The 20,678-nt window shown below is 59.1% G+C and carries 12 protein-coding genes and 5 pseudogenes; 6 read left to right on the top strand and 11 right to left on the bottom strand.

Translation table 11 applies throughout. The features are described from left to right. Positions 1-20: 20 nt before the first annotated feature. Positions 21-1,766 (top strand): hypothetical protein, encoded by a 1,746-nt coding sequence (locus LC062_RS19740; RefSeq protein WP_224912724.1) that lies wholly within the window; start codon positions 21-23, stop codon positions 1,764-1,766. A gap of 218 nt (positions 1,767-1,984) precedes the next feature. Here LC062_RS19740 and LC062_RS19735 read toward each other — a convergent pair. The 4 genes and pseudogenes from LC062_RS19735 to LC062_RS19720 form a co-directional block, all read right to left on the bottom strand. Continuing rightward, positions 1,985-2,637, bottom strand: a pseudogene (locus tag LC062_RS19735) (IS5 family transposase); the annotation flags it as partial. Positions 2,638-2,873: 236 nt separating this feature from the next. Continuing rightward, a complete protein-coding gene (locus LC062_RS19730) occupies positions 2,874-4,541 on the bottom strand; it encodes a YncE family protein (RefSeq protein WP_224912722.1) in 1,668 nt (555 codons plus the stop codon). 1,464 nt (positions 4,542-6,005) lie between these two features. After that, positions 6,006-7,436 (bottom strand): annotated as a pseudogene (locus LC062_RS21600) (DUF1254 domain-containing protein); the annotation flags it as partial. Positions 7,437-7,613: 177 nt separating this feature from the next. Next, on the bottom strand, positions 7,614-8,624 hold the full coding sequence (locus LC062_RS19720; protein ID WP_224912720.1) for a helix-turn-helix domain-containing protein: 1,011 nt from the start codon (positions 8,622-8,624) through the stop codon (positions 7,614-7,616). A gap of 169 nt (positions 8,625-8,793) precedes the next feature. On the opposite strand from LC062_RS19720, the gene LC062_RS19715 reads away from it, so the two are divergent. Further along, positions 8,794-9,342 carry a hypothetical protein gene (locus tag LC062_RS19715; RefSeq protein WP_224912719.1) on the top strand — a complete coding sequence of 183 codons (549 nt, stop codon included), beginning with the start codon at positions 8,794-8,796 and terminating at the stop codon, positions 9,340-9,342. 119 nt (positions 9,343-9,461) lie between these two features. Beyond that, positions 9,462-9,677, top strand: a pseudogene (locus LC062_RS19710) (IS3 family transposase); the annotation flags it as partial. Here the strand turns inward: LC062_RS19710 and LC062_RS19705 are convergent. The 4 genes and pseudogenes from LC062_RS19705 to LC062_RS19685 form a co-directional block, all read right to left on the bottom strand. Continuing rightward, positions 9,625-10,077: a hypothetical protein gene (locus LC062_RS19705; RefSeq protein ID WP_224912718.1), complete on the bottom strand. Its 453-nt coding sequence runs from the start codon at positions 10,075-10,077 to the stop codon at positions 9,625-9,627. The pseudogene LC062_RS19710 and the gene LC062_RS19705 overlap by 53 nt on opposite strands. Positions 10,078-10,080: 3 nt before the next feature. Continuing rightward, positions 10,081-10,810 (bottom strand): annotated as a pseudogene (locus LC062_RS19700) (phosphate acyltransferase). 446 nt (positions 10,811-11,256) lie between these two features. After that, positions 11,257-11,571: a CoA-transferase gene (locus LC062_RS19690; RefSeq protein ID WP_263625823.1), complete on the bottom strand. Its 315-nt coding sequence runs from the start codon at positions 11,569-11,571 to the stop codon at positions 11,257-11,259. 265 nt (positions 11,572-11,836) lie between these two features. Further along, positions 11,837-14,100, bottom strand: a pseudogene (locus LC062_RS19685) (DUF3141 domain-containing protein). A gap of 450 nt (positions 14,101-14,550) precedes the next feature. On the opposite strand from LC062_RS19685, the gene LC062_RS19680 reads away from it, so the two are divergent. Then, positions 14,551-14,739: a hypothetical protein gene (locus LC062_RS19680; RefSeq protein WP_224912769.1), complete on the top strand. Its 189-nt coding sequence runs from the start codon at positions 14,551-14,553 to the stop codon at positions 14,737-14,739. Here LC062_RS19680 and LC062_RS21595 read toward each other — a convergent pair. Next, a complete protein-coding gene (locus tag LC062_RS21595; RefSeq protein ID WP_224912754.1) occupies positions 14,691-15,191 on the bottom strand; it encodes an HNH endonuclease in 501 nt (166 codons plus the stop codon). The two genes, LC062_RS19680 and LC062_RS21595, sit on opposite strands and share 49 nt — an antisense overlap. A gap of 63 nt (positions 15,192-15,254) precedes the next feature. After that, positions 15,255-16,238 carry an IS1595 family transposase gene (locus LC062_RS19670; RefSeq protein ID WP_224912716.1) on the bottom strand — a complete coding sequence of 328 codons (984 nt, stop codon included), beginning with the start codon at positions 16,236-16,238 and terminating at the stop codon, positions 15,255-15,257. 235 nt (positions 16,239-16,473) lie between these two features. Between LC062_RS19670 and LC062_RS19665 the strand changes: the two genes are divergently transcribed. Both LC062_RS19665 and LC062_RS19660 read left to right on the top strand, forming a co-directional pair. After that, the gene (locus tag LC062_RS19665) at positions 16,474-16,884 is read left to right on the top strand and encodes a histidine kinase (RefSeq protein ID WP_404829756.1); all 411 of its coding nucleotides are present in this window, start codon (positions 16,474-16,476) and stop codon (positions 16,882-16,884) included. A gap of 338 nt (positions 16,885-17,222) precedes the next feature. Next, a complete protein-coding gene (locus LC062_RS19660; RefSeq protein ID WP_224912714.1) occupies positions 17,223-18,878 on the top strand; it encodes a bifunctional aspartate transaminase/aspartate 4-decarboxylase in 1,656 nt (551 codons plus the stop codon). 80 nt (positions 18,879-18,958) lie between these two features. On the opposite strand, the gene aspT is transcribed toward LC062_RS19660, so the two are convergent. Next, entirely contained in the window at positions 18,959-20,647 is a 1,689-nt protein-coding gene (aspT, locus tag LC062_RS19655; RefSeq protein ID WP_224912713.1) for an aspartate-alanine antiporter, read from the bottom strand. Positions 20,648-20,678: the final 31 nt, after the last annotated feature.

Here is a 20,678-nt window from a genome sequence, read left to right as displayed (position 1 = left end):
CCGCCCATGACAATGAGGACGTGTCCATCCAAATGCACGGCCTTTGGGCAGCCACCCTATATGAAGCGCTCGCTGAAATGTGTGCGATGGCCGCCGATTGCCGGAGCCGAAAGCCGCTCGTCCACGTGTGGGCAAGCCCTTCGGTCGAATACGATGAGACCGAATGGACGGAATTCTGGACACGGTTTGAGGAGGAGTTCTCTCTTGAAGGACAGCCGTACTTTGAAGCCGAGCATCTGAAATGGGGCAAGGGTGGTCGGACATCCCGTCACCGTCATCGGGTCTACCTGCGGGTCGACCTGGACGGACGCGCAATACCCATGCGTCACACGGTTCCTCGACTGGAAAAACTGTCGCGGATTTCCGAGTTTCTCCACGGCGAAGCGTTCACATCAGGCTCATACAATGCGAGCGTCCTCAAGTACCTTCGCCGGGAAGGTCTGGACGACATCGCCAATGCGATGGACCGCCAGGGCCTTGGACATCATCGAGCAAGCGCATTGTGCTCCGCTGCTGAACGCGCGATCGCAGAAAGATCTAGCGATGTCGCGCCGGATGAAGCAAAGCGCCTGATCTTCGATCTCCTGACATCTTCAGGCGGCGTGCGAGACATCGCTGCGGTTTTCGAAGCTACCGGCTTGCGTCTTGCTCTCGGCAAGAAAGCAATCGTCGCGGTTACCCCGAAAGGTAACCGCATCCCCGTGTTGAGGGCCTTTAACCAGGTCGCAAGACGCCGTGGCGGCGAACGGTTGAAAAAAGCAGACCTTGACACCCTCCTCAAGGACGCTGAACTGCCTGATGCTGAAACTCTCGGACCGCAAAAACACCTTCGCTCCGACTTTATTCAACACGTTGGTGCGGAACGGCGTGGAAGGCGGGAAGCATCGCCTGAGAGGATGACACCGTCCTATGAAGATGCGCCCTATCTTGAGGAAAAAGTGCCCAAGGATACGCTCCCGGATTTCGATCCGATAGACGTATCGCGCCTCACAGCAGCCCAGGAAAAAGCACTTCGCGAGTGGAATGAATACCTGTTCGCGGCACCAGAGCTAAAGGCAGCTCAGGACGAAATTGAAGCCTCGTCTGTAAACGAGACGCCGCAGTCAAAATTGCGGATCAGCTGTTCCGGAGACCTTGCCAAGAGCGGTTCCTTGGCAAGGCAGGCGTGGAAGACCCACTTCAACGCAGGGCTGGCAGGACTGCCGGACGTGGTGGCGGAGAAAATCACGTGGGTCGATCAGGGGAACCCGGATTGCTATCGCATCGGGCTGAAGGAGACGGGGGCAATCATAACAGTCGAGCCGACGCTCATATCGACCTCAGCAGCGGCCCAAGAAACACCTGAAATCATGGTCCAGATTGCGGTCAGCATGGGGTGGGCCGAGGTTGAGGTCCACAGTGACGATCAGGCTTGGAGCGAGGCTGTGACGCGCGCGGCCATCCGTGCGGGGCTCGCCATCGCTAACCCAGAGCTGCGGCCAATCGCTGAAGATGAAACGGAGCGTATGGCCATCAAGGCTTTCGTTCGCGAATGGCTTGCGGCGCGCAGCAGATTTCTTGAAAGCAGAAATGCCGATGCGATTCCGAATTGGGCACAAACTGTCAAAAACCTGCTCGCACGCCCGAAAACAGTGACTGTCATGTCACCGGAGCTATACGAAATGCTCCTGCGCGACATGGGGAGCTACGAAGACTTTGAGCATACAGCCCGAATAGATTTCGCCGACGATGAGATCAGCGAACCCGCTTTGATCAAGGGGCCCTAGCAGACACAGGGCGGGCGCCGCGCGGCGCCCGGAAACGCCGCCGTTGGCGGCGAGATTTTTGTGTGCATGGGCCAGCTTGGGCTTCCGGCGTTCAAAATCGAACAGGCTTTGCTCCCCGAAAACTGAATAGTTTTTGGCTAGGTCGTGTTGACAAAGTTTCGGAGCCAGAGACGTGCAGCCGCGAGATTGAGGAAAGCTGCGAAGGATGCTTTGGTTGTATCGTATCGTGTAGCGATCCTGCGGAACTGTTTGAGCCGGTTGAACGTTCGCTCGATCCGGTTCCTGTCCTTGTAGGCCCGGAAGTCGCAAGGTATCGGTTCCCTGCGGTTTGACTTTGGCGGAATGACAGGGCTGATGCCAGCCAGCAGCAGGCTTTGGCGCACTGCATCGCCATCGTATCCCTTGTCAGCCAGGAACAGCCGAGGCTTGCGGAAAGGCATATCCAGTAGGGCGGGAACGGCGCTGTAGTCGGATGCTTCACCGCCTGTCAGGACAAAGCCGAGAGGGCGTCCTTGACCGTCCGTTCGGGCGTGGATTTTCGTCGTAAAGCCGCCGCGTGATCGACCAAAAGCCTCCTTATGAGTCCCCCTTTTGCGCCGGCGGCCTGACTGTGGCCGCGGACTGTGGTGCTGTCGATCATGTGTTGCCAGTCATCGGTGAGCCCGAGATCCACCAGCGTTTCCAGCAGACCATCCCAGACGCCTTGCTCTGCCCACCGGCGAAAGCGCACATAGACCGAATTCCATTTCCCGTAGCGCTCGTGCTTGTTGCGCCAGGGGCAGCCAACGCGCAGCACATGCAGCATACCATTCAGATAACGGCGGTTATCCTGAGCTGGACGGGACTTTCGGCCCCGCTCTGACGGAAGCAACGCTTCGATCAATTCCCATTCCGCGTCTGTCAAATCGCCACGTGCCAAGGCTGCCTCCCAAAAGACAGCCTTGAATCACGGATCAACGGATTTGTGAATCCACTTTGTCAACACGACCTAGCATGATCATGACGTTTGGAGTACCGCCAGGCTTTGCCAACCCGATTGGCACAGCTCTGACGGCTGGGATCAGCAATGCCCTGGCTGCAAGGTTGGATTCAACCGCGACCGGCGCTCTATTGTTGTTTTTCCTGTGTTTTTGGCATTGCCTGCAGGACGTAAAAGCCTTTGCCCATCGCGGTCGGGAAATAAACCCGCCCTCCGAAACCTGGTGGCGTCAGTGAATTGATTGTAAGCGGTTCAAAGAAATCGGACTGGGCCAGGAGCTTTCCCGTTGCCGCGTCGCGCCAGGTAAGCTGCTCGGTGTAGTTCGACTTTTCCACCGCCAGCGGGATTGGCTCGATCTCAAGCGGAAGCTTGATGTTGGTCAGCATCAGGATGCGCTTGTCGGCCGGGCCGAAGACCGGCTGGAATGTGTTGGTAATGTCATCCACCACAAACGCGGTCGTGAGTTTTCCGGTTGCAGGATCGATCTTGATCCCGGCCACCTTCTTCATGCCCATATCCGCCGAATAGATCATGTGGTTGTCGGGATCCGTTCCGTTCTTTGGCGGAGCAAAGCTGAATTCGTGAGGTTTGAGCTCACCGAAAGGAAAAATCGATTGCATGCGGCTGGCGTCGTCCTGGTGGATGACAACCACGCTCGACGCCTTCTTGTCGGTGAACAGACCGTTGGTCTGCACGGCGATCCAGTCGCCGACCACTGCGGGTGCCGTCAAAGCCGTTTGCCCTTCCACCTGAGGATGCGCAACCCAACTCTCGTCGGCCAGGAGTTTCTTGGTCGCCGGATCCCAGAAATACCTCGCCGCGTGATCCTCGAAGGGGACGTAGACAGCAATCCTGTTCTTGTAGGGCGCGACGATGTGCGGTGACGGCGCAGGACCGGGGAGGGGCAAACTGTCCACCACCTCCAGCGTTTCGGGATCGACCGCAACCAGCACCGAATTGGGTGATTTCATGCCCTCCCTGGTGCAGGCAATGATCGCCATTGTGCCCTGAAGCGTGCAGCCGACAGGTCGTGTCTGATCCTTCAGGATCAGCGTACCATCGGGTGCGATCGTCAGGTGCTTGAAGTTCACGTCCTCGACCGGCGCCTCGCCGGACGGCAGCGTAGTGACCTTCAGAATCTGCCCGGTGTCGCCATCGACCAATGCGATGAAGTGTGACCAGGCAAATGCGATGTTGCCGTTGGGAAGAATATTGAGATTGGCATTCCCGATCCAGCGACCCGAAACGTTGGGATTTTCAAGATAAGTCCGCCAGATCTGTCTGCCCGTGGTGGCATCGGCCTTGGCGATATAGGGACCGACCATGCGCTTGTCGTCGGGCGTAGGGTATTCGCCGCCAACGATATAAAGCTCCCCAGGCTTGCGGTTGTTGATATAGGAAATTCCCGGATAGTCGTCTTCACTGCGGAACGCATAGACGGAATTCGGCCCATCCCAAGATCCGGTGAAGCTGGCACAAGGAAACATGCCCGATCGCTGTGCGTCGGAAATCTCCGCTCCGTTCAGCGAGGAGTAATATCCTGGTGTGGGGATCGCCTGCTGGCAGGCGAGTTCCCGGGCATAGCGAGACACGTCGCCAGGGATCGGTCCGTTGGCGGCCTCCTGATTGGTCATGGGGCCCTTGATTGCCCTTTCCACATCCGAAAGAGCATCTTTGGCTGCGGAGACCGCCTTTTTCGCCTTGGCCGCGACGCCGTTGTCCTGTGCGTGTGCTGTTGAGGCTGCAAGGGCCGCAATCAATGCCATTGCCGTCAGGAACGGATGTTTCATCGTCATGGTCGTGGGTCCTTAGCTTGGGGCTGGCACGGCATGGCCGTCCATCTGTCACGAATGAACTCAGGGATTTTTCCCAAGCGCCTCGAAGGCCTCCTTGGTCGTGTATTCTCCTTCGGGGAAATAAGCTCCCATGACTCTGGCTTCCTCGCCGGGTCTGGTGATGTTTGCTGGGCTTTCCTGCCAGTCGGGGTTTGGCGCCATGATGCGCATCATCAGCATGCCGAAATCCTTGCGATTTTCGGGGCTGTCGAGGCCTTCGCCGCGTGGGCTCCATTCGATCCAGGCGACACCGTTTTCCGCCGTTGCGTTCCCGGGCCGGTCCTCTGCGCGGCTGTAGACGATCGTGTAGTTGCCGTTTTCATTGACCGGGATCTGCATGTCGGCGAGTCCGTCGACGATCTGCCCGGAGGGCGCAGCCTCGCAGCTTACGATCGACACGTACTGGGCCTGGGCCGGGGGCATGACCTCAAGTCCCAGGCCGGATGCGCCCGCATAGGTGTCGGGAAAGGCAGGCAACTTGCCGCGCGTGACGAAAACGGGTCCGAACTTCCGCGAAAGCTGCACGAAGAGATAGTTGGTGGACGGATCGCCGCCACCGTCAACGGGCCCGGCAAAGGGGATCTTTGCCTGCTCGTCGGGGGTCTTGAACGAGCCGATGATCGAATACCTGATGTTCCAGTATTTTTCCCATTTCGGCGTTTTGCGGGCAGGTGCCGTGGCGGGATCAAGCGCAGGGTCGTTGTCCTTGGCGTTGACCAGAGCGGTCCATTGCCCGGCGGTAAACGGCTGTGCGGTGTTGGCGGAGAAGGGGCGTGCGATGGCGGCCACCAATGCTTCGCCGGAAAGATGGGTACCGTCGGCGAGGGTGACTTCGGGTTCCGGCAATCCTCTTCGGCGGACGGCCGACGCCGAGGGCGCCCACCCCGCTCCGTCGCTGCCCGCGTCCGACAGATAGATGCGGGTGACGAGTTGCAGGTCGCCGCCATGGCTTCCGGCATAGAGCGTGTTCGGTGCGCGATCTTCAGGCTTTGCGGGAGCATCCCGCGCCACGATGCTGACGGTATAGTCGCGCGGTTCCAGAAGGCGATTGTTCCCGACCACGAAAGGATTGGTCGAGCCCGGATCGGGGGCGATGTTCCACCCGGCGATATCCTCACCGATGGACACGAAGGTGCCGCCCTCGGCCTTGTAGAGCGCGAATTTGAAATAGCGTGCCCGCGGGAACTCTCCTCTCAGGGTCAGCGTGCTGCGCGGCGGCAGATCAAACCTCGACAGGAAATAGGTCGACTGAGCGTCGGGCCAAAGATTGGGGTTCTGAATGGGTTTGGGGTATTCCAGCAGGTTCCAATAGGGCCAGCCGCGAGGCCCCTGAAAGAAGGGATCTCCACCATATCGCTGATCCGTGCGGATCACGGTCTCAAGGGACTTGTCGCCGAAACGGGTGACGTTGTCTGCTCGGGAATTGCTGACCGGCTCGATCCCCGGCGGTGACCAGGTGCCGTCGCCCAGTGGCAGCACCGACGGAGGTTCGGTCTTCGGCCAGTAGAGCCGCATGACCACGAACATCGGCCCGTCCGGAGCAGGCAGCCAGTTTGCCTCGCGCTGCTTTCCGGGACTGTCGTGCTGGATGTAGAGGGTCAGCGACCCGTCCGGGTTTTTCTTGAGATCGGGCAGCATCGGCGCGTTGATCAGGTAGCGATCGATCGGATTGTCGATTAAAAGCTGGGTGCGGCCGTCGTACATCGTCACCGACCAGAAGGCGTTGACAGGAGGAAGCTGCCCGGCCGGGAAGGTCAGCGTGTAGTTATGCTGACTGCCGTCGAGCGGAACAAGGTTGGTATCTGCGCGCGTGAAGGGATAGACAGCCTCGTCCTCACTGTTTCCATAGATGCCAAGCTTTGATCCGGCCGCTCTCAGCGCCCAATTGCCGTTGAAGAACTCCCGGCTCCCGGCCGCCGCTCCGATCTGCCAGCCGTTGACCCTCGCGCCGACGGTGCCGGCGGTTGCGCCAATCTTCGCGGTTGCCGCCTTGATCGCGGAAGTGAGCGCCTGCTGCTGCTCGGGCGGGAGCTTCGCGGCATCGAATGTCCTGCCCTTTTCGATGCCGACTTTTGCAAACCTCTCACGCAGTGCTTTTTCGGATAGCGGGACTGCGCTGTCGGGCGTGAATTGCAGCAGGAAATTCAGGTAGTTCGGAAACTCGTCGCCGAACATCGCCTTGCTGGCCGGCGGCCAGTCAATCGCGGCAGGCGCTTCCGGCGCAGGCTTGCCGAGATGCCTGGAGAGCGGTGTGACCGAATAGCCGGCTTGCACTTTCTTGACGTTCGGCAGGTCGGAAGGATCGAACAGCTGTGTCCGGAAGATGGTGAAGGCGAATTGGGTTTCGCTGTGGAAGACCCTTTCGATTCCGTCCGGCTTGTCCCCTGGCCAGTCCGGTCCGGCCACCATGTAGCACCCCGCGTCACTGCCCGTGGTCCGGCTGCCCATGTAGCCGAAGTTGAACGTGTACATATCTGTCAGCTGCACGTCGTAATAGCGCTTCGGATCCACCTTGGGCAGGCAGATCACCATTGGTTCGGCGCGCAGGTCCAGTTGCACGAAGGAATAGGGCGTGTCGCTGTTGGGCGTGCTGACAGCGGTATCCTTCGGCGAATAGACCCGTGCTTCGTTGTGGATCTGGTTGAAGGGGCCAATGTAAGCACCGGAGTTCTTGTCGACGTTGTAGTCATACATGACCTGGTAGGCCACAAGCATCGGGAAGGCGTATAGATATGCCTCCTCAAGCGTTCGCTCCCATTCTGAAGTCGTCGCCGCTGGACCAGGCTCGGACAACACAATCCCGGGGGTGGCTGAGAACAAAGCCGCCAACAGAAATATGCGCAACTGGCTCATCATTCCTCCAGGATTTCCTGCCAAGGACTTGATTGCGCAGCGTAACCGGTCTGGTTAGTCCTTACTTCGCTCTACGCGCCAAAATTTCAAAAATCTCCTTGATGATGAAACGGGAAGGTCGCGGGTCTGGCTGTTCATCCGACACTCAGAATGGAGGGATGGCGGATGAGCCGGGACCTTTCAGTCGCTCTGATTTCGATAAGCGATCGGGGACACGCCGGTCCAGCGGCGCATCGACCGCGTGAGTGAAGCTTGCCGGCGATACCCCAGACTTGCCGCGACCTGAGACATGGGAGCCCCGCTCGATTTGAGCTCAAGCTCTGCCTGTTCCTGACGAACGGCATCGAGAACCTGCTTGAAGGACTGGCCCTCTTCCTGAAGTCGCCGCTGCATCGTGCGGGAACTCATTCCGGCTGCCTGCGCGATATCCATCACGGTGGGAACGCCGTCTTCCAGCATCGCCGCCACCAGAACGTGCACCGAGCTGGTGAACCTGCCGTCTCCCCGCAATGGCTTGAGATGTGCAAACAGCGGATCACCTGACCGGTCGCGCGTTCGTTTGCCGAACTTCCGATTGGCGACCTCGCTCGGGATCCAGACCGTTATGGCCTGCTTGTTTGTGCTGGTGATGATGCTCTCTCCAAGCCAGGGGAGCAGATGTTCGACCCCGAATTCCGGATGCGCCAGTACTTCCAGTTGGCGCAGCCGTGGCCGCGTCGCCGTGGCCATGCCGCACAGCCGTTCCAACACCGCGACCGCATACTGGAGCATCAGATGTCCGGCGACCGGATCGAAACGGACACCGTAGGCATGTCGCACGATGGTCTCTCTACCCACCGTTTCCAGCGTCAAAAGCTCGTGTGAGCAGTAATAGGGCAGCCCGTTTGCAATCCGGGTGATGGCTTCGTGCGGTGTCCGCGCGCCGAGCGCCACCCGACCGATCTGGGCAAGCTCGAGTGGATCTGCCTCCGTGACGACCCGAAAGGGAAGGTCGGGGCCTTCGGCTTCGGCAGTTTCCTTCAGGAAGTTTGCTACCCTTGTCAAAGGGACTGGACGTAAGGGGCTGCAATACAGAACGGACGTGAGCTGATGACGCTTTAGCAATTGCTCTACCGAATAGCCTTGCCTCGCCAACCAGGACAGCGTCGGCATCATGGCTATCGCACGGACGAGGGGAACGGCTTGTCCCATGGAGCCTCCTGCCGGTAATAGGTAATTATGCGGAATTTCAGATTAAAGCGTCTAAACTGGCGCGTGAAGAGAAAACAATCACTCTCCTCTACGGCATACTCAAAGGAATAGGGGGCGTTGTCGGGCAACGGGCCGAGTTTTTGCTGTTCTTTGATCAGGGAGCATCCAATTGAAAACGTGGAAGAAGGCCCTCTTGGCGATTGGGGTTGGCTCCGGAGTGCTGATTGGGCCAGCACTTGCCGACGATGCCAAGATCCAGCTCATGTTCGTTCAAACATCGGCAGGGATCGCTGCCGATCCCGCCGCCGGAACCCTGCGCCTGATCAATGTCTCTCCGCAAACGCTCTACTTCTCCGACCGGCCTGTCCGGGTTGCCGGGCACCTGACCATGGATGGCTATCTTGAGGAATGGAAGACGGGGAAGGACAATTTTGGTGAAGATCCGCCAAACGCGACCTTGTCTATTTTCCAGCCAGGCCAGGAGACAAACACTTTGGTTGTCGTCGAACTCCTCGATCCGCAAGTCGAGGGAAACGATCTCGTCTATCACTACAAGCTGATTGAAGGCGAAATGCCGGAGGGCGATGGAATGGCCGCGCTCTTCATAGACTGGATCGGACCAGGCGGCGGCGTGGGGGCCGGATTTCGCGGTGTCGGGGTGGGGCGCCGTGGCCCCGGCGTGGCCGGTTGGGCGGGTGTGGCTGTCCATTCTGATTGAGGCGGTCCCGCCTTGTGAGACAGTTTGGCGGCTTGGCTAAGGTGGACCTTCCGATGGAAAGGACGATCCAGCATGAAGACACGCAGACGGTTCACGGCCAAGGTCGCGCTTGAGGCCAGATGAGCTGGCGCGGCAACTGCCATGACAATGCCGTGGCGGAGAGCTTCTCCAATCTCCTCAAGCGCGAGAGGATACGGCGCAGGACCTACCGAACACGCGAAAAGGCAAGGAAGGACATGTTCGCCTACATCGAGATGTTCTACAACCCGAAGCGCAAGCACGTCAGGAACGGGATGCCGTCGCCCGTCGAGTTCGAACGACAGCAGGAAACGTAACTCGAGAATGTCCACGAAACTCGGGACTATTCAGTCCGTCAAGTGTCGGAAAGCCCATGGTGCTATCGATGCTGCGGCCCTCGTTTATCAGCATCGGACCGGAGAATTCGGGACCGCCATGGACGATGCGGTGACCGATGGCTCGAAGCGTAAACCCTTCGAGGTTGTGCAGCCAGATCGTCAGCTCACGCGTGGCTGCGGGCAGGTCCGGGAACTCGGCCATCGTGTAGATCTGTTCGATGATGTCGGTGCCATCCGCCGTTGCGGCATGCAATCTCGGATGGGCGCTCATACCGTCGATCTGCCCCTTGATCCGTCGCTCCGGCTCTTCATCGGCGATCGTGAACACCTGGAATTTGAGGCTCGACGAACCGGCATTGATGACGAGGATGACGTCCATCTCTCAGATCGCCGTGACGGTGAACGCCTGGCGGCGGGTCGCCGCGTAGAGCGAGGCGATGGCGTAGGAGGCGAGGCGGGTGCGTACCGAATCCGCCCGGGAGGCGAGCACGTTGGGCACGCGGGCGCCGAGCACGTTTCCGGCGGCAGCCGCATGGGCGAGAAAGGTGAGGTTCTTTGCCAGCATGTTGCCGGCCTCAAGGTTCGGCACCACCAGGATCTGGGCATGGCCTGCAAGCGGTGATGTGATGCCCTTGATCTGGGCGACCTCCGGATCGATGGCCTTGTAGAAGGCTAGGGGGCCCGTCGAGCAGACCGCCGGTGATCCGGCCGCGGTCGGCCATCTTGCACAGAGCGGCTACCTCGATGGTCGAGGGTATCGTGGACGTCACCGTCTCCACGGCGGACAGGATCGCGACTTTCGGCGTTCCGTCCGCGAAAGCAATCCACAGGTTGATGGCGTTCTGGATGATGTCGCGCTTGGCGTCGAGGTCGGGAAAGATGTTGATTGAAGCGTCGGTGATGAAAAAGGTTTCGTCATGGCCGAACTCTGCCGCCACACCTCGTATCCGGGCCGACAAGGATCGGGTCGATCAGGCCTTCCGCTGCCGCTTGCAGCGCACCGCGCAGGGAAGTTTCGCCACAAGGGTGGGCGACAATGTTTTTGCGGATTGCGCAACGCGTGCCTTCTCGATTCGCCGCTCGTATTTGGAGGGATCCTGCGCGCCTTTCAAAGGTGTCTCTGACGTTGCGGTCCCTTTCTGACTGGCGGCTAGACTTCCGCCGGACGCCCCCAAGGGGCGAGCTGCATTTCGGGAACGTTCTGGCCGATGATCAGACGGGCGGAGGTTTGTTCCAGGGGGGGGGGAGGTTTCTATTCTCGGGGCGCGTTCACGCAGGACAAGGCCCTGATCCGTCGGCTCGATGACGGCGGGTTCGGTCACGATAAGCGTCACGCGCAGCCGGACCATCAGGGGCAGAGTGCATTCCGGCACGATCTTGGGGGGCTTTGCCGTGTGGATCATGGCTACGATCACTTTGTTGGCGCCGGCGACCAGGTCCATGGCACCGCCCATTCCGGGCACCATCCAATTCGCAGGATACCTGCGCTCGTCGACCTGCAGCCCGCCAGGCAGGTAGTCGACGACCATGCCGGGCGTCTTCACGTGATCCGGCGAGATCATGCCCACGGGTAGATATGCTCCGCCTCGGCAATCACGGCTTTGCCGGAAAGCGCTATGACCGGGTTGAAGTTGTGTGCGGTCAGCAGATAGGCAAGATTTCCCGTGTAGTCGGCATGATGGCATGCAAGAAGGGAGAAATTGCCGCGGATTGGCTTCTTCAGGAGGAATTTCCGACCGTCCACCTCGATGACCTGCTTGTCGCCCTCGACAGGCGTGCCGAGTCCGGTCGCGGTCAAAATTCCGCCGAGACCGAAGCCTCCCGCTCGGATCCGCTCGACCAGGGGCTCCTGCGCTACCAGCTCGAGGTCCATTTTGCCTGCCAGCATTTTTCTGAGCCAGAGGGTTCAGGCCGATGTGGGAAACAATTGCCCGTGTCACCTGGCCTGACGCAACGAGTTTGCCGAGCCCTTGTCCGGGGTGCACAGTTCGTTGCAGACGGCCGTGAGGCCGCCGATACCACGTTCCGGATGGCATCCAGCAACCGGTGCGGCGCCCCGACGCGCATGAAACCACCGACGAGGATGACAGAGCCCGCCTCAATCAAGTCGGCGGCGGCATCGGGTTGCAGGGCGGCTTTCATGGTCGTCTTGAGGTCGCTTTTGACGGCCCTTTCCGCGCGCATGAACGACCGCGTCCCGCACTGGATTGCCGGGGAGGCGGCTTTGCCTTTTCTGACGAAAGCGCCGGATCGATCCCGAAGAGGCCGGCGACCCGTTGCATCCGTTCCGAAATCGCGCCATCGAGGCTGCCGGATGCTTCGAGAATATCACGCAGAACGGCGAAGGCCTGGCGCCGCACTTCTTCCGGCTCCGGCATGAGGTCCGGAAGCGCAGCCAGCGCGGCTTCCTCGTCGATGATCAGCATGAGGAATTGTTCCTTGATCAGCGCCTTGAAATCGCTCAACGGCATCTGCCGGCTTGCTGGGTGTGTTTCGCGCAGCCGGATGATTGCGGCGAAGCCGCGTTCATCGACGCTTTTGCGGGCCATGCCGACCCAGAGGAGTGCCCGGACCAGCCCTTCGGCAAGACTGCCGCGTGTCAGGCTTTTCTTGAGAGTTTCAACGCGCCGTTCGACCAGTGCCTCGTGCAGCTTGCTCCGCGCGGCTTTCCGCGGACGCTTCTGAGAGGTTGTGTCGATGCCGAGGGCCGCTTGCAGCGTCGGCACGCCGTAGATGGCATGAAACGCGTCCTCGGAGATCCTCTCAGCGCTTTTTCGAATGGCTTCTAAGCCGTCATCGATGTGTTGCGAGGTCAATGCCTGTATTTTCATCAATGGGTTGTCGGTGGCGGTGGGACGGCGGTCGGCGCGGACCGTTTCCGCGGCGCTCTCGACCCAGGCCAGGAATGGGTTGCTCGCACCGAACATCTCGTAGGAAAGCCGCAGGGGATGCAGGCGGCGTATCGCTCCGGCCAGTTGCGGGTTGACGGCGGCGCGGACGAACGGTTGGGCGAATGCGCGGTAGAGGGACAGGTTGATTTCCGAAAGCCGGGCGGCGGAAGCGAACTTGCGTTCATCGCTGAGGTCATTCCCGCCGAGTGCACGGATGTCGTCCAGTGTGCGGGCTTCGCAGCGCATGACCCATTCACCGGTGACGAGGTCCGGATTGTCGACGGCTTCGCCCTTCGGGGTTAGAACGGCTTCATAGAGGCCCGGGGGCAGGACATCGATCAGGTCGATGTTCGAAGCGAGTTCATCGTGTTCCTTGCGGGCGACCCCGGCAGAAACGAAGATGCCGAGATGACCGACCTTGTCGTGTACGGCATAGACGATCGTCTGACCCCAGGCACGTATGTCGTCAACGCTGTCATAGACGTCGAGAATCCAGTCGAGTGCTTGCTGCGGCGGGGTGATGTTGTCCCCTTTGGAACAGAATACAACGATAGGTGAGCGGATCGAGCGAAGGTCGATGGCGGTGCCATCCGGCGTGCGGATATTGCCGGAGGCGAGGTGGTTGCCGACAAACAACTCGTCGACGATCCATTGCATTTCCTCCGCATTCAGCGTGATGTGGCCGCCCCACCATTTCTCGAACTGCAGATATCGTTCGGGTTCGGTATCGATCCTGGACCAGAGGTTGTATTGCTTGGTCCAGAAGGTGTTGGCCGGGTTCTGGTTCTCGAAGTTCTGCACGAGGGCGGCACCGTCGAACGTACCGGCGCCCAAGTCGCCGGCAAGTGCGGTGAGCCACGACCCTCCGAGAAGTCCGCCCGTGTAGCGCATCGGATACTGGCCGCGGGCGCCTGCCCAGTGAGACAGCGGCGTGCCCGCAATGATGATCGGACCGAATAGTTCAGGGCGCAGCGCAGCCACGATCATCACGGCCCAGCCGGCTTGACAGTTGCCGATAACGCATGGATTTCCGTCAGCGTCCGGGTGGCGGGCGATAACCTCCTCTAGGAACCTAGCTTCGGCGGCAACGATATCGAGGATGGTCTGTCCCGGTACGGCATCGGGCAGGAAACCGATGAAATAGGCCGGGTGTCCGGCTTTCATGGCGACGCCGATCTCGCTGTCGGCCTTGAAGCCACCGATGCCGGGACCATGTCCGGCGCGCGGATCGACGATGACGAAGGGGCGTTTCGACGGGTTGGTTTCAAACCCGCACGGAGGAACAACCCGTGTCAGCAGGTAGTTGACTGGCCGATCGAGGGTCCGCCCGTCCAGGATCAGTTCGACCGCGTAATCAAGCACGTGGGGGCGGTTGCGGCCGCATGCTCCTCGTACTGAGTTGCGCGTTTGCGCATCGTATCGAGGAAGAGGACGTTTCGTTGCCAGATGTCGACCCAGTATTCCGCCACCGCCAAGGGCGTTGGGAGATCCTGACCTTTACACCAAGTCATCACTAACCTCCACGGCACTGGAGAAGCTGCGGTCCGAAAATTTTCCTAATTATATACTTGACGTACCAAGATCGGAAAGTGCATGATTCCCGAGCGTGACAGGCTGGTCGTTTAGGAAAGTCAAGACTTGGAAAATTTCACTCTCGGAGTAGAGTGGCGAACGGTGGAGGCGGTGGGAATTGAACCCACTGGACCCGAGGCTCGGAATCCTAGACCAGCACCAAGCCGCCCCCACTACAATGGAGCCTCGACGGCGGCTCCAAGGGCACCCATAGCGGGTAGCGCCAGCTAACGGGCCAGATGGCGAGCGGGTGATTTATGGGGCTGCTATCCCCGAATCGTCCGCTCCCGTCGCGTCAGCACAAGTATTCTGTTCCCTGTCTACTGTCGGTAGCAACAGTGAACCCGCGTTTGCGCGGAAGGCGTGTGGATATGCAAGGGCGAAACGTGATGGGTGTTGACAAGAAAGACGACCAGCCAGCCGTCAACACGAATCAAAAGGATGGCGACGAGATCCTAAAGCGGATGCTCAAGACGCCGCCTGATCAGAAAAAGAAAGAAGAGGGCGGCTACGGTAGGGATAGTACAGATCAATCTCGTTCCATGCCTAATGATTCTAAGAATTTTGAGCCGGACTGAGTGATTGTGAGTAGGTCTGGGTCGGATCTCATTCCGCCAATAAACACACCGCCGTCTTGAGGTTGGTGAACACGTATATATCCAGCATCAATTACGCGTTTGATCAGCAGCATATTGAAGGGGGGCCAATGGAGCCCCCGCCCGGCTGGTAGCTTTCTCAATTCGAACAGAATGTCCATCTCAAGGTTGGAGAATTTATCGTGAGCAAGTCGCAAGTTGAATTTATAGATTCGCAGGCTCTTACGATCAATCTCCCCTTTATCGGCGCGCCTATGGCAGTTAGGGCAGAGGGCGATGAGATTGTCGTACTCGTGCGCCTGACATTGCGCCCACGAGACAATGTGGTGAATATCGACCTCGATGTAACGGCAAGTGGGAATTGCACAACGGTGCCCGGCCTCTACAAGGACGCGCCGTTTGACATCAGCAGGTATTGCGGGCCGGTTCTCCATAATCAAGAAGACTAGCAGATTCGCTTGCTGCGTCTCATCATCTTTAATTTTGCCGCCTTCTGCTTAGGCGTGCGCGGCTTCGTCAATCCGCCGATAGGTAAGACGCTTGCCACGTGCCATGCGAAGGCAATCTTCGGCACGCTCCGCATCGGATACCTTTAGGGCAGCGCGGCGATTGTAGCGGAAATCGAATTCGGCAAGGTAGCGGTGAAGGTGGGCTTCGCCGCAATGCTGGTACACACCGACCATGCCGCGCTTGAAGACGGAGAAGACGTTCTCAATCGTGTTGGTGTGCACGACGGTCTCGCCTTCGCGACGGGCGTATTCCTTTGCGGAGTGCTTCACGGTCCTGTGGTCCGCGTATTCCTTGCCGGTGTCGGTGTAAAGGCGGGACTCGTCGGTGTAGAGCGTCGTATCGCGGGATACGTTGCGGACCAGCGCGTCACGAACTGACGCCTTGGTGGCGTTGTTCACATGGAACATGCGGGCTTTGCCGCCACGCTCGACCAGACCGACGATCACACGCTTCTGTGCGCCGCCGGCCTTGCCGGACTTGACCGGGTTAGGCTTGCGGCCACGGGCGTACTGACGGGGCGTCTCACGCTTGCCGTGATACATCTCGTCGGCTTCGATGGTCTTGCCTTCGCCGCCCATGGGGCCAGCATCGTTGCCGGTCTCCTGCATGGCTTCACGAATGCGATGGGCCATGAACCATGCGGTTTTGTAGGTAACGCCAAGCATGCGGTGCAGCTGGTGGGCGGACATGCCCTTTTTGGAAGCGGCCATCAGGTGGGTGGCGAGAACCCACTTGTTCAGCGGGATCTTGGAACGCTCAAAGACGGTGCCGACAGTCACGGAAAAGGGCTTGCGGCATTCATTGCACTTGAAGACGCCGGGGCGGGTGGACTTGCCCTTGAGCTTGGTAATGCGCTTGGGATCGGCATTGCCGCAATGCGGGCAGTTCGGACCATGCGGCCAATGGATGACCTCAAGATGCTCACGGGCCTTGTTGGCGTCTTGGTAAATCTCGTTGGTCAGATCGAACATCGCATTAGCTCCTTGATCCCAAGGTACAAAATACGCCTTGGTACGTCAAGTATATAATTAGGAAAATTTTCTCAGGATCTTGCTGCGGCGCGTCAAGTTCGCCGGCGAACGTTACGGTAAGTTACACTGTCCGTCCGGGGATTTGGTTTATCAGTTCTGAACAGAATTCAGAATAAGGTATGGACCTATGGCAGAGGACGCAACCGAAATGCCGATGTCTGCGGACCAACTCCGGATGACCATGCTCCAGAAGGAGATGGAAAAAATGGAGGAGGAACGAAAGGCGGCGAAAGCTGCCGAGGAGAAGCTTGCCAGGTTCACCGAGGATTTTCTGCAAAATCACGTGACCGAGGAAGAAATCTCCATAGTTCGAAACCTGGTGATGAACGCGGTCAAGAACGGCAAGCTTGAAGCCTTAGTCTACAGTTTTCCCTCGACCCTTTGCACCGATCAGGGCCGTGCGATCAACAACAGTGACCCAAATTGGACGGATACCTTGCAGGGCAAGGCGAAGGAATTCTTTGAGCGCTATCAGAAATTCGGCAAGCCGCAGGGCTACAAGTTGAAGGCGATGGTCATCGACTTCCCGGGCGGCATTCCCGGCGATATCGGCTTTTTCCTGAATTGGGCACCTCCGCCCGCTTAATTGAGGGGTATTTGCCGGCTGCGTTCCAATCAAATTCGGTCGCATCGCGTCCAGGCGAATAAATTGCAGACGGCGTGGCCATGGATAAACCCTCATGCGCGCGGGGCAGATCTGGTGGGGAAATCATAATCGGAATGAATGCAACAAAACCGGCCTGGCACATTGCCCGGGCGCCCGGAACAATGGGTCTGGAATACTTGGCGGACTGAAAATGGGTGCGGTTCGGACTTTGGGGGCATCAGCGCGCTCTCTCGAATGGCTTCAAGCCGTCCTCGCGGCGATGCAGATGAAACATCGACTGTTTTTTCAGAAGAAGAGGTCAATGAGGAGGAAAGATTATGCTGACGAGGGACTATTTTGATAGCCTTTCCGATCTCAGCCCGTTTGAGATCAAGGACGAACTGATCAAGCTCGCACGAACCGGTTCGGAAAAATCGCAGAGAGCGTTTTTGAATGCGGGGCGCGGGAACCCGAACTGGATTGCAACTCGCGCCCGCGAAGCGTTTTTCCTGCTCGGCCAGTTCGCGCTGACGGAGTCCAAGCTGACCTCTTACGATCCGCAGGCCGGGGTTGGTGGAATGCCGGCGCGCGACGGCGCACATTTGCGTTTCAAGAAGTGGATCAAGAAGCAGTTGCAGTCGCAACTGGCCGACTGGGTGGAAGAGGAAGGGGTTCCCCCTGCGCAAACGCTCTCGGATGCGGTCGATTTCGCCATCCTGAAATTCGGCTTCGATCCCGATGCCTTCATGCATGAACTGACCGACTCCATCATTGGCGACAATTATCCAGTTCCCGATCGGGCCCTTCATCACAACGAGATCATCACGCACGAGTATCTGATGTGGTCGATGTGTGCCGGTCACCGCCCCGACGTTAAATACGATCTCTATCCGGTCGAGGGCGGCACGGCTGCAATGTGCTACATCTTCAAGGCATTGAAGAACCAGCGGCTCCTCAACGACGGCGACATGATCGCGCTCGGAACGCCTATCTTCACGCCCTACCTGGAAATGCCCGAGCTGGAGGACTACGGACTGCATGTGGGCCGCATGAACGCCGAGCAGGAAGACAAGTTCCAGTTCAGCGACGAGGACCTGACGGTTCTCGAGGATCCGAAAGTCAAGGCGTTGTTCCTGGTCAATCCCGGGAACCCCTCCGCTGCGGCGATGGATCCGGATTCCATCCGGCGCCTGGTGAATTTCGTGAATACGAAGCGTCCCGACCTGATCATTCTGACCGACGATGTCTATGGAACATTCGTCCCTGGGTTCGAATCCGTCCTCGGGCACCTCCCGCGGAACACCATAGGGGTTTATTCCTATTCCAAGTATTTCGGCTGCACCGGCTGGCGGTTGGGGGTGATCGCTGTTGCCCAGGACAATATCTTCGACGAGAAGATCAAGGCGCATTCGGAAGAGATCCAGCAGCTCCTCGACAAGCGCTACAAGCCGATGACGCCGGCTCCGCGGGAATTGAAGTTCATTGATCGCATTGTGGCCGACAGCCGGGATGTGGCGCTAAACCATACCGCGGGGTTGTCATTGCCCCAGCAGGTGATGATGACACTCTTCGGCCTCGTCGAAATGATGGATGCTGACAAACTCTACCAGAACGCCTGCATCTCGATCTGCACCAAGCGGTTCCACAAACTGATCGAGGGCATGGGGATCGAATCCCATCCCGGCAAATATTTCGATCATTACTACGGGATCATCGATCTGGAGTTCTGGCTACGGAAATACGTCGGCGAAGATGTGGTGACATGGGTGAAGGAAAACATTCACCCGCTCGACATCCCCTTCCGGCTTGCGGAAGACCACGGGATCGTATTGCTGAACGGTTCGGGATTTGCCGCGCCGAACTGGTCGGCCCGGGTGTCTTTCGCCAATCTGAACGATGAAGCCTATTCTCAGATCGGACGTGCCGTCCGCACCATCGCGCGCGGCTACGTCCAAGCCTTTCAGGCATCCAAGGGCGAAACCATCACCGGATAGCGAACGTTCGCTACGGAAGAAGTCCGGCCGGCGCTTCTCCAGGGGCGCCGGCTGAACAGTTTTAATATGGGTGGAACGGATCAGACTGTCAGAACGATAACCGGGCCGAGCAGAGTCAGGATGACGTTGGCGATGGCATAAGGCACCGTGTATCCGAGGACCGGCGTTTCGTTTTCGGCCGCTTGCACCGTTGCGTTGAGCCCCGCGGTACAAGTGAAGCAACCAGCCAGGGCACCGCAGATGACCGCTGGGTTCAACTTCAGCACATAGCGCGCATAATACATCGACGCGATGATGGGGATGAGGACGGAGCAGACCGACAGCACCGGAAGCAGCGCTCCCTGTGCCTTTAGGAGTGCCCAGGCCTGGGGGCCGGTTCCCAGACCGACGCAGGCGATGAAAATGGCAAGGCCGAAATCGCGCAGATGCAGGGCCGTTGCCGGCGGCAGACCACCGAATCTCGGGTGACGCGACCGGAGCCAGCCGAAAAGAAGCCCGGAAATGAGACAGCCGCCGCCAGTATGCAGGGCGACCGGCGCGCCTGCGATCGGGACCGTGATCATGCCGATCAGGATACCGGCGATCATGCCCAGGCCGAGATAGACGTAGTCGACGGCAATGCCCTGGTCCACGGCATAACCGACCAGGGGCACCACTCCGTCGAGCGCATCGGGTGTTCCGTACAGGCTGACGACGTCGCCGGCTTCGAGCTTCATTCTCGCGCGTGGCCTGAGGGTTTGCCCGGAACGGGAAATCTTGACGACATGAACGCCGCGGCGGGAGTCCGGGTCGATCCTGGATCGGACCGCCATGATGGTCTCGCCGATGAAATCCTGGTTCGTCAGCACGACGGTCCTGGTCTCGCTGATGAGATCCAAGCCGCGCAGGTCGGTTGTCTCGACACCCACGAACTCACCGGCTTCGAGCAGTTCATCGAGACGGCCGAGAAGGGCGATCCGGTCACCCAAGGCAAGTCTTTGATCCTTGGAGGGCTCGAGTTGACGGCCTCGGCGGACAATGCGCTGGATGGTCACGAACCCTTTGAACTTGCCTTCGAAGGTTTCGACGTCAATATCCTCGATTTCCGGCCGGGTCACCTGATACGCCCGTGCGACGACACCTCTGAGGGCGGCTTCCTGCATCGGGCCAAGGTCATCGTCCGTGCTTCCGAGCGCGCTCGCATATTCCGCGGCTTCCGATTTGAGGTCGACCCCCATCATCTTCGGGGCAATGACGCTGACGAAAAAGACGACAAGCGTAAAACCGAAAAGATAGGTGATGGCATAGGCAACCCCGATATTCGCCTGCATCGCCTGTACGTCGGCAGCCGGGAGTCCGAGATTGGCGAGAGCCTCCGAAGCCGTTCCGACGGCCGCCGATTCCGTGATTCCTCCCGCGAGCAGGCCCGCGGCGGTCCCCTTGTCGAGACCGAAAATCTGGGCGAATGACCAGATGGTCGCGAAGATCAGGAGACTGGCGACGATGGAGAGGTGAACCAGGTTGAGCGTGCTTCGTCCGAGACTGGCGACGAAGCTGGGGCCGCTGACATATCCGAGCGAATAGATGAACAGGGCGAACGCAAGGGTCTTGATGTTGGCATCGACATCGACGCCAATCTGGCCGACGATAATGGCCGCAAACAAGGTGCCCGGGATGCCGCCGATCGGTATTCCGCCGACCTTGATGCGGCCGATGGCGAAACCGAGCGCCACGCAGACGAAAAGAACGCTAATCGCAGAGGCGTCGAAAAAGGACTTTATTAGTTCCATTCTGCGTCCCCCCAAAAACAGTATTACTTGT

The sequence above is a fragment of the Stappia indica genome, from assembly GCF_020177335.1.
In the GTDB taxonomy this organism is placed as follows: domain Bacteria; phylum Pseudomonadota; class Alphaproteobacteria; order Rhizobiales; family Stappiaceae; genus Stappia; species Stappia indica_B.
The sequence above is the reverse complement of the archived record's forward strand: the minus strand, read 5'-3'. Positions and strand labels throughout refer to the sequence as shown.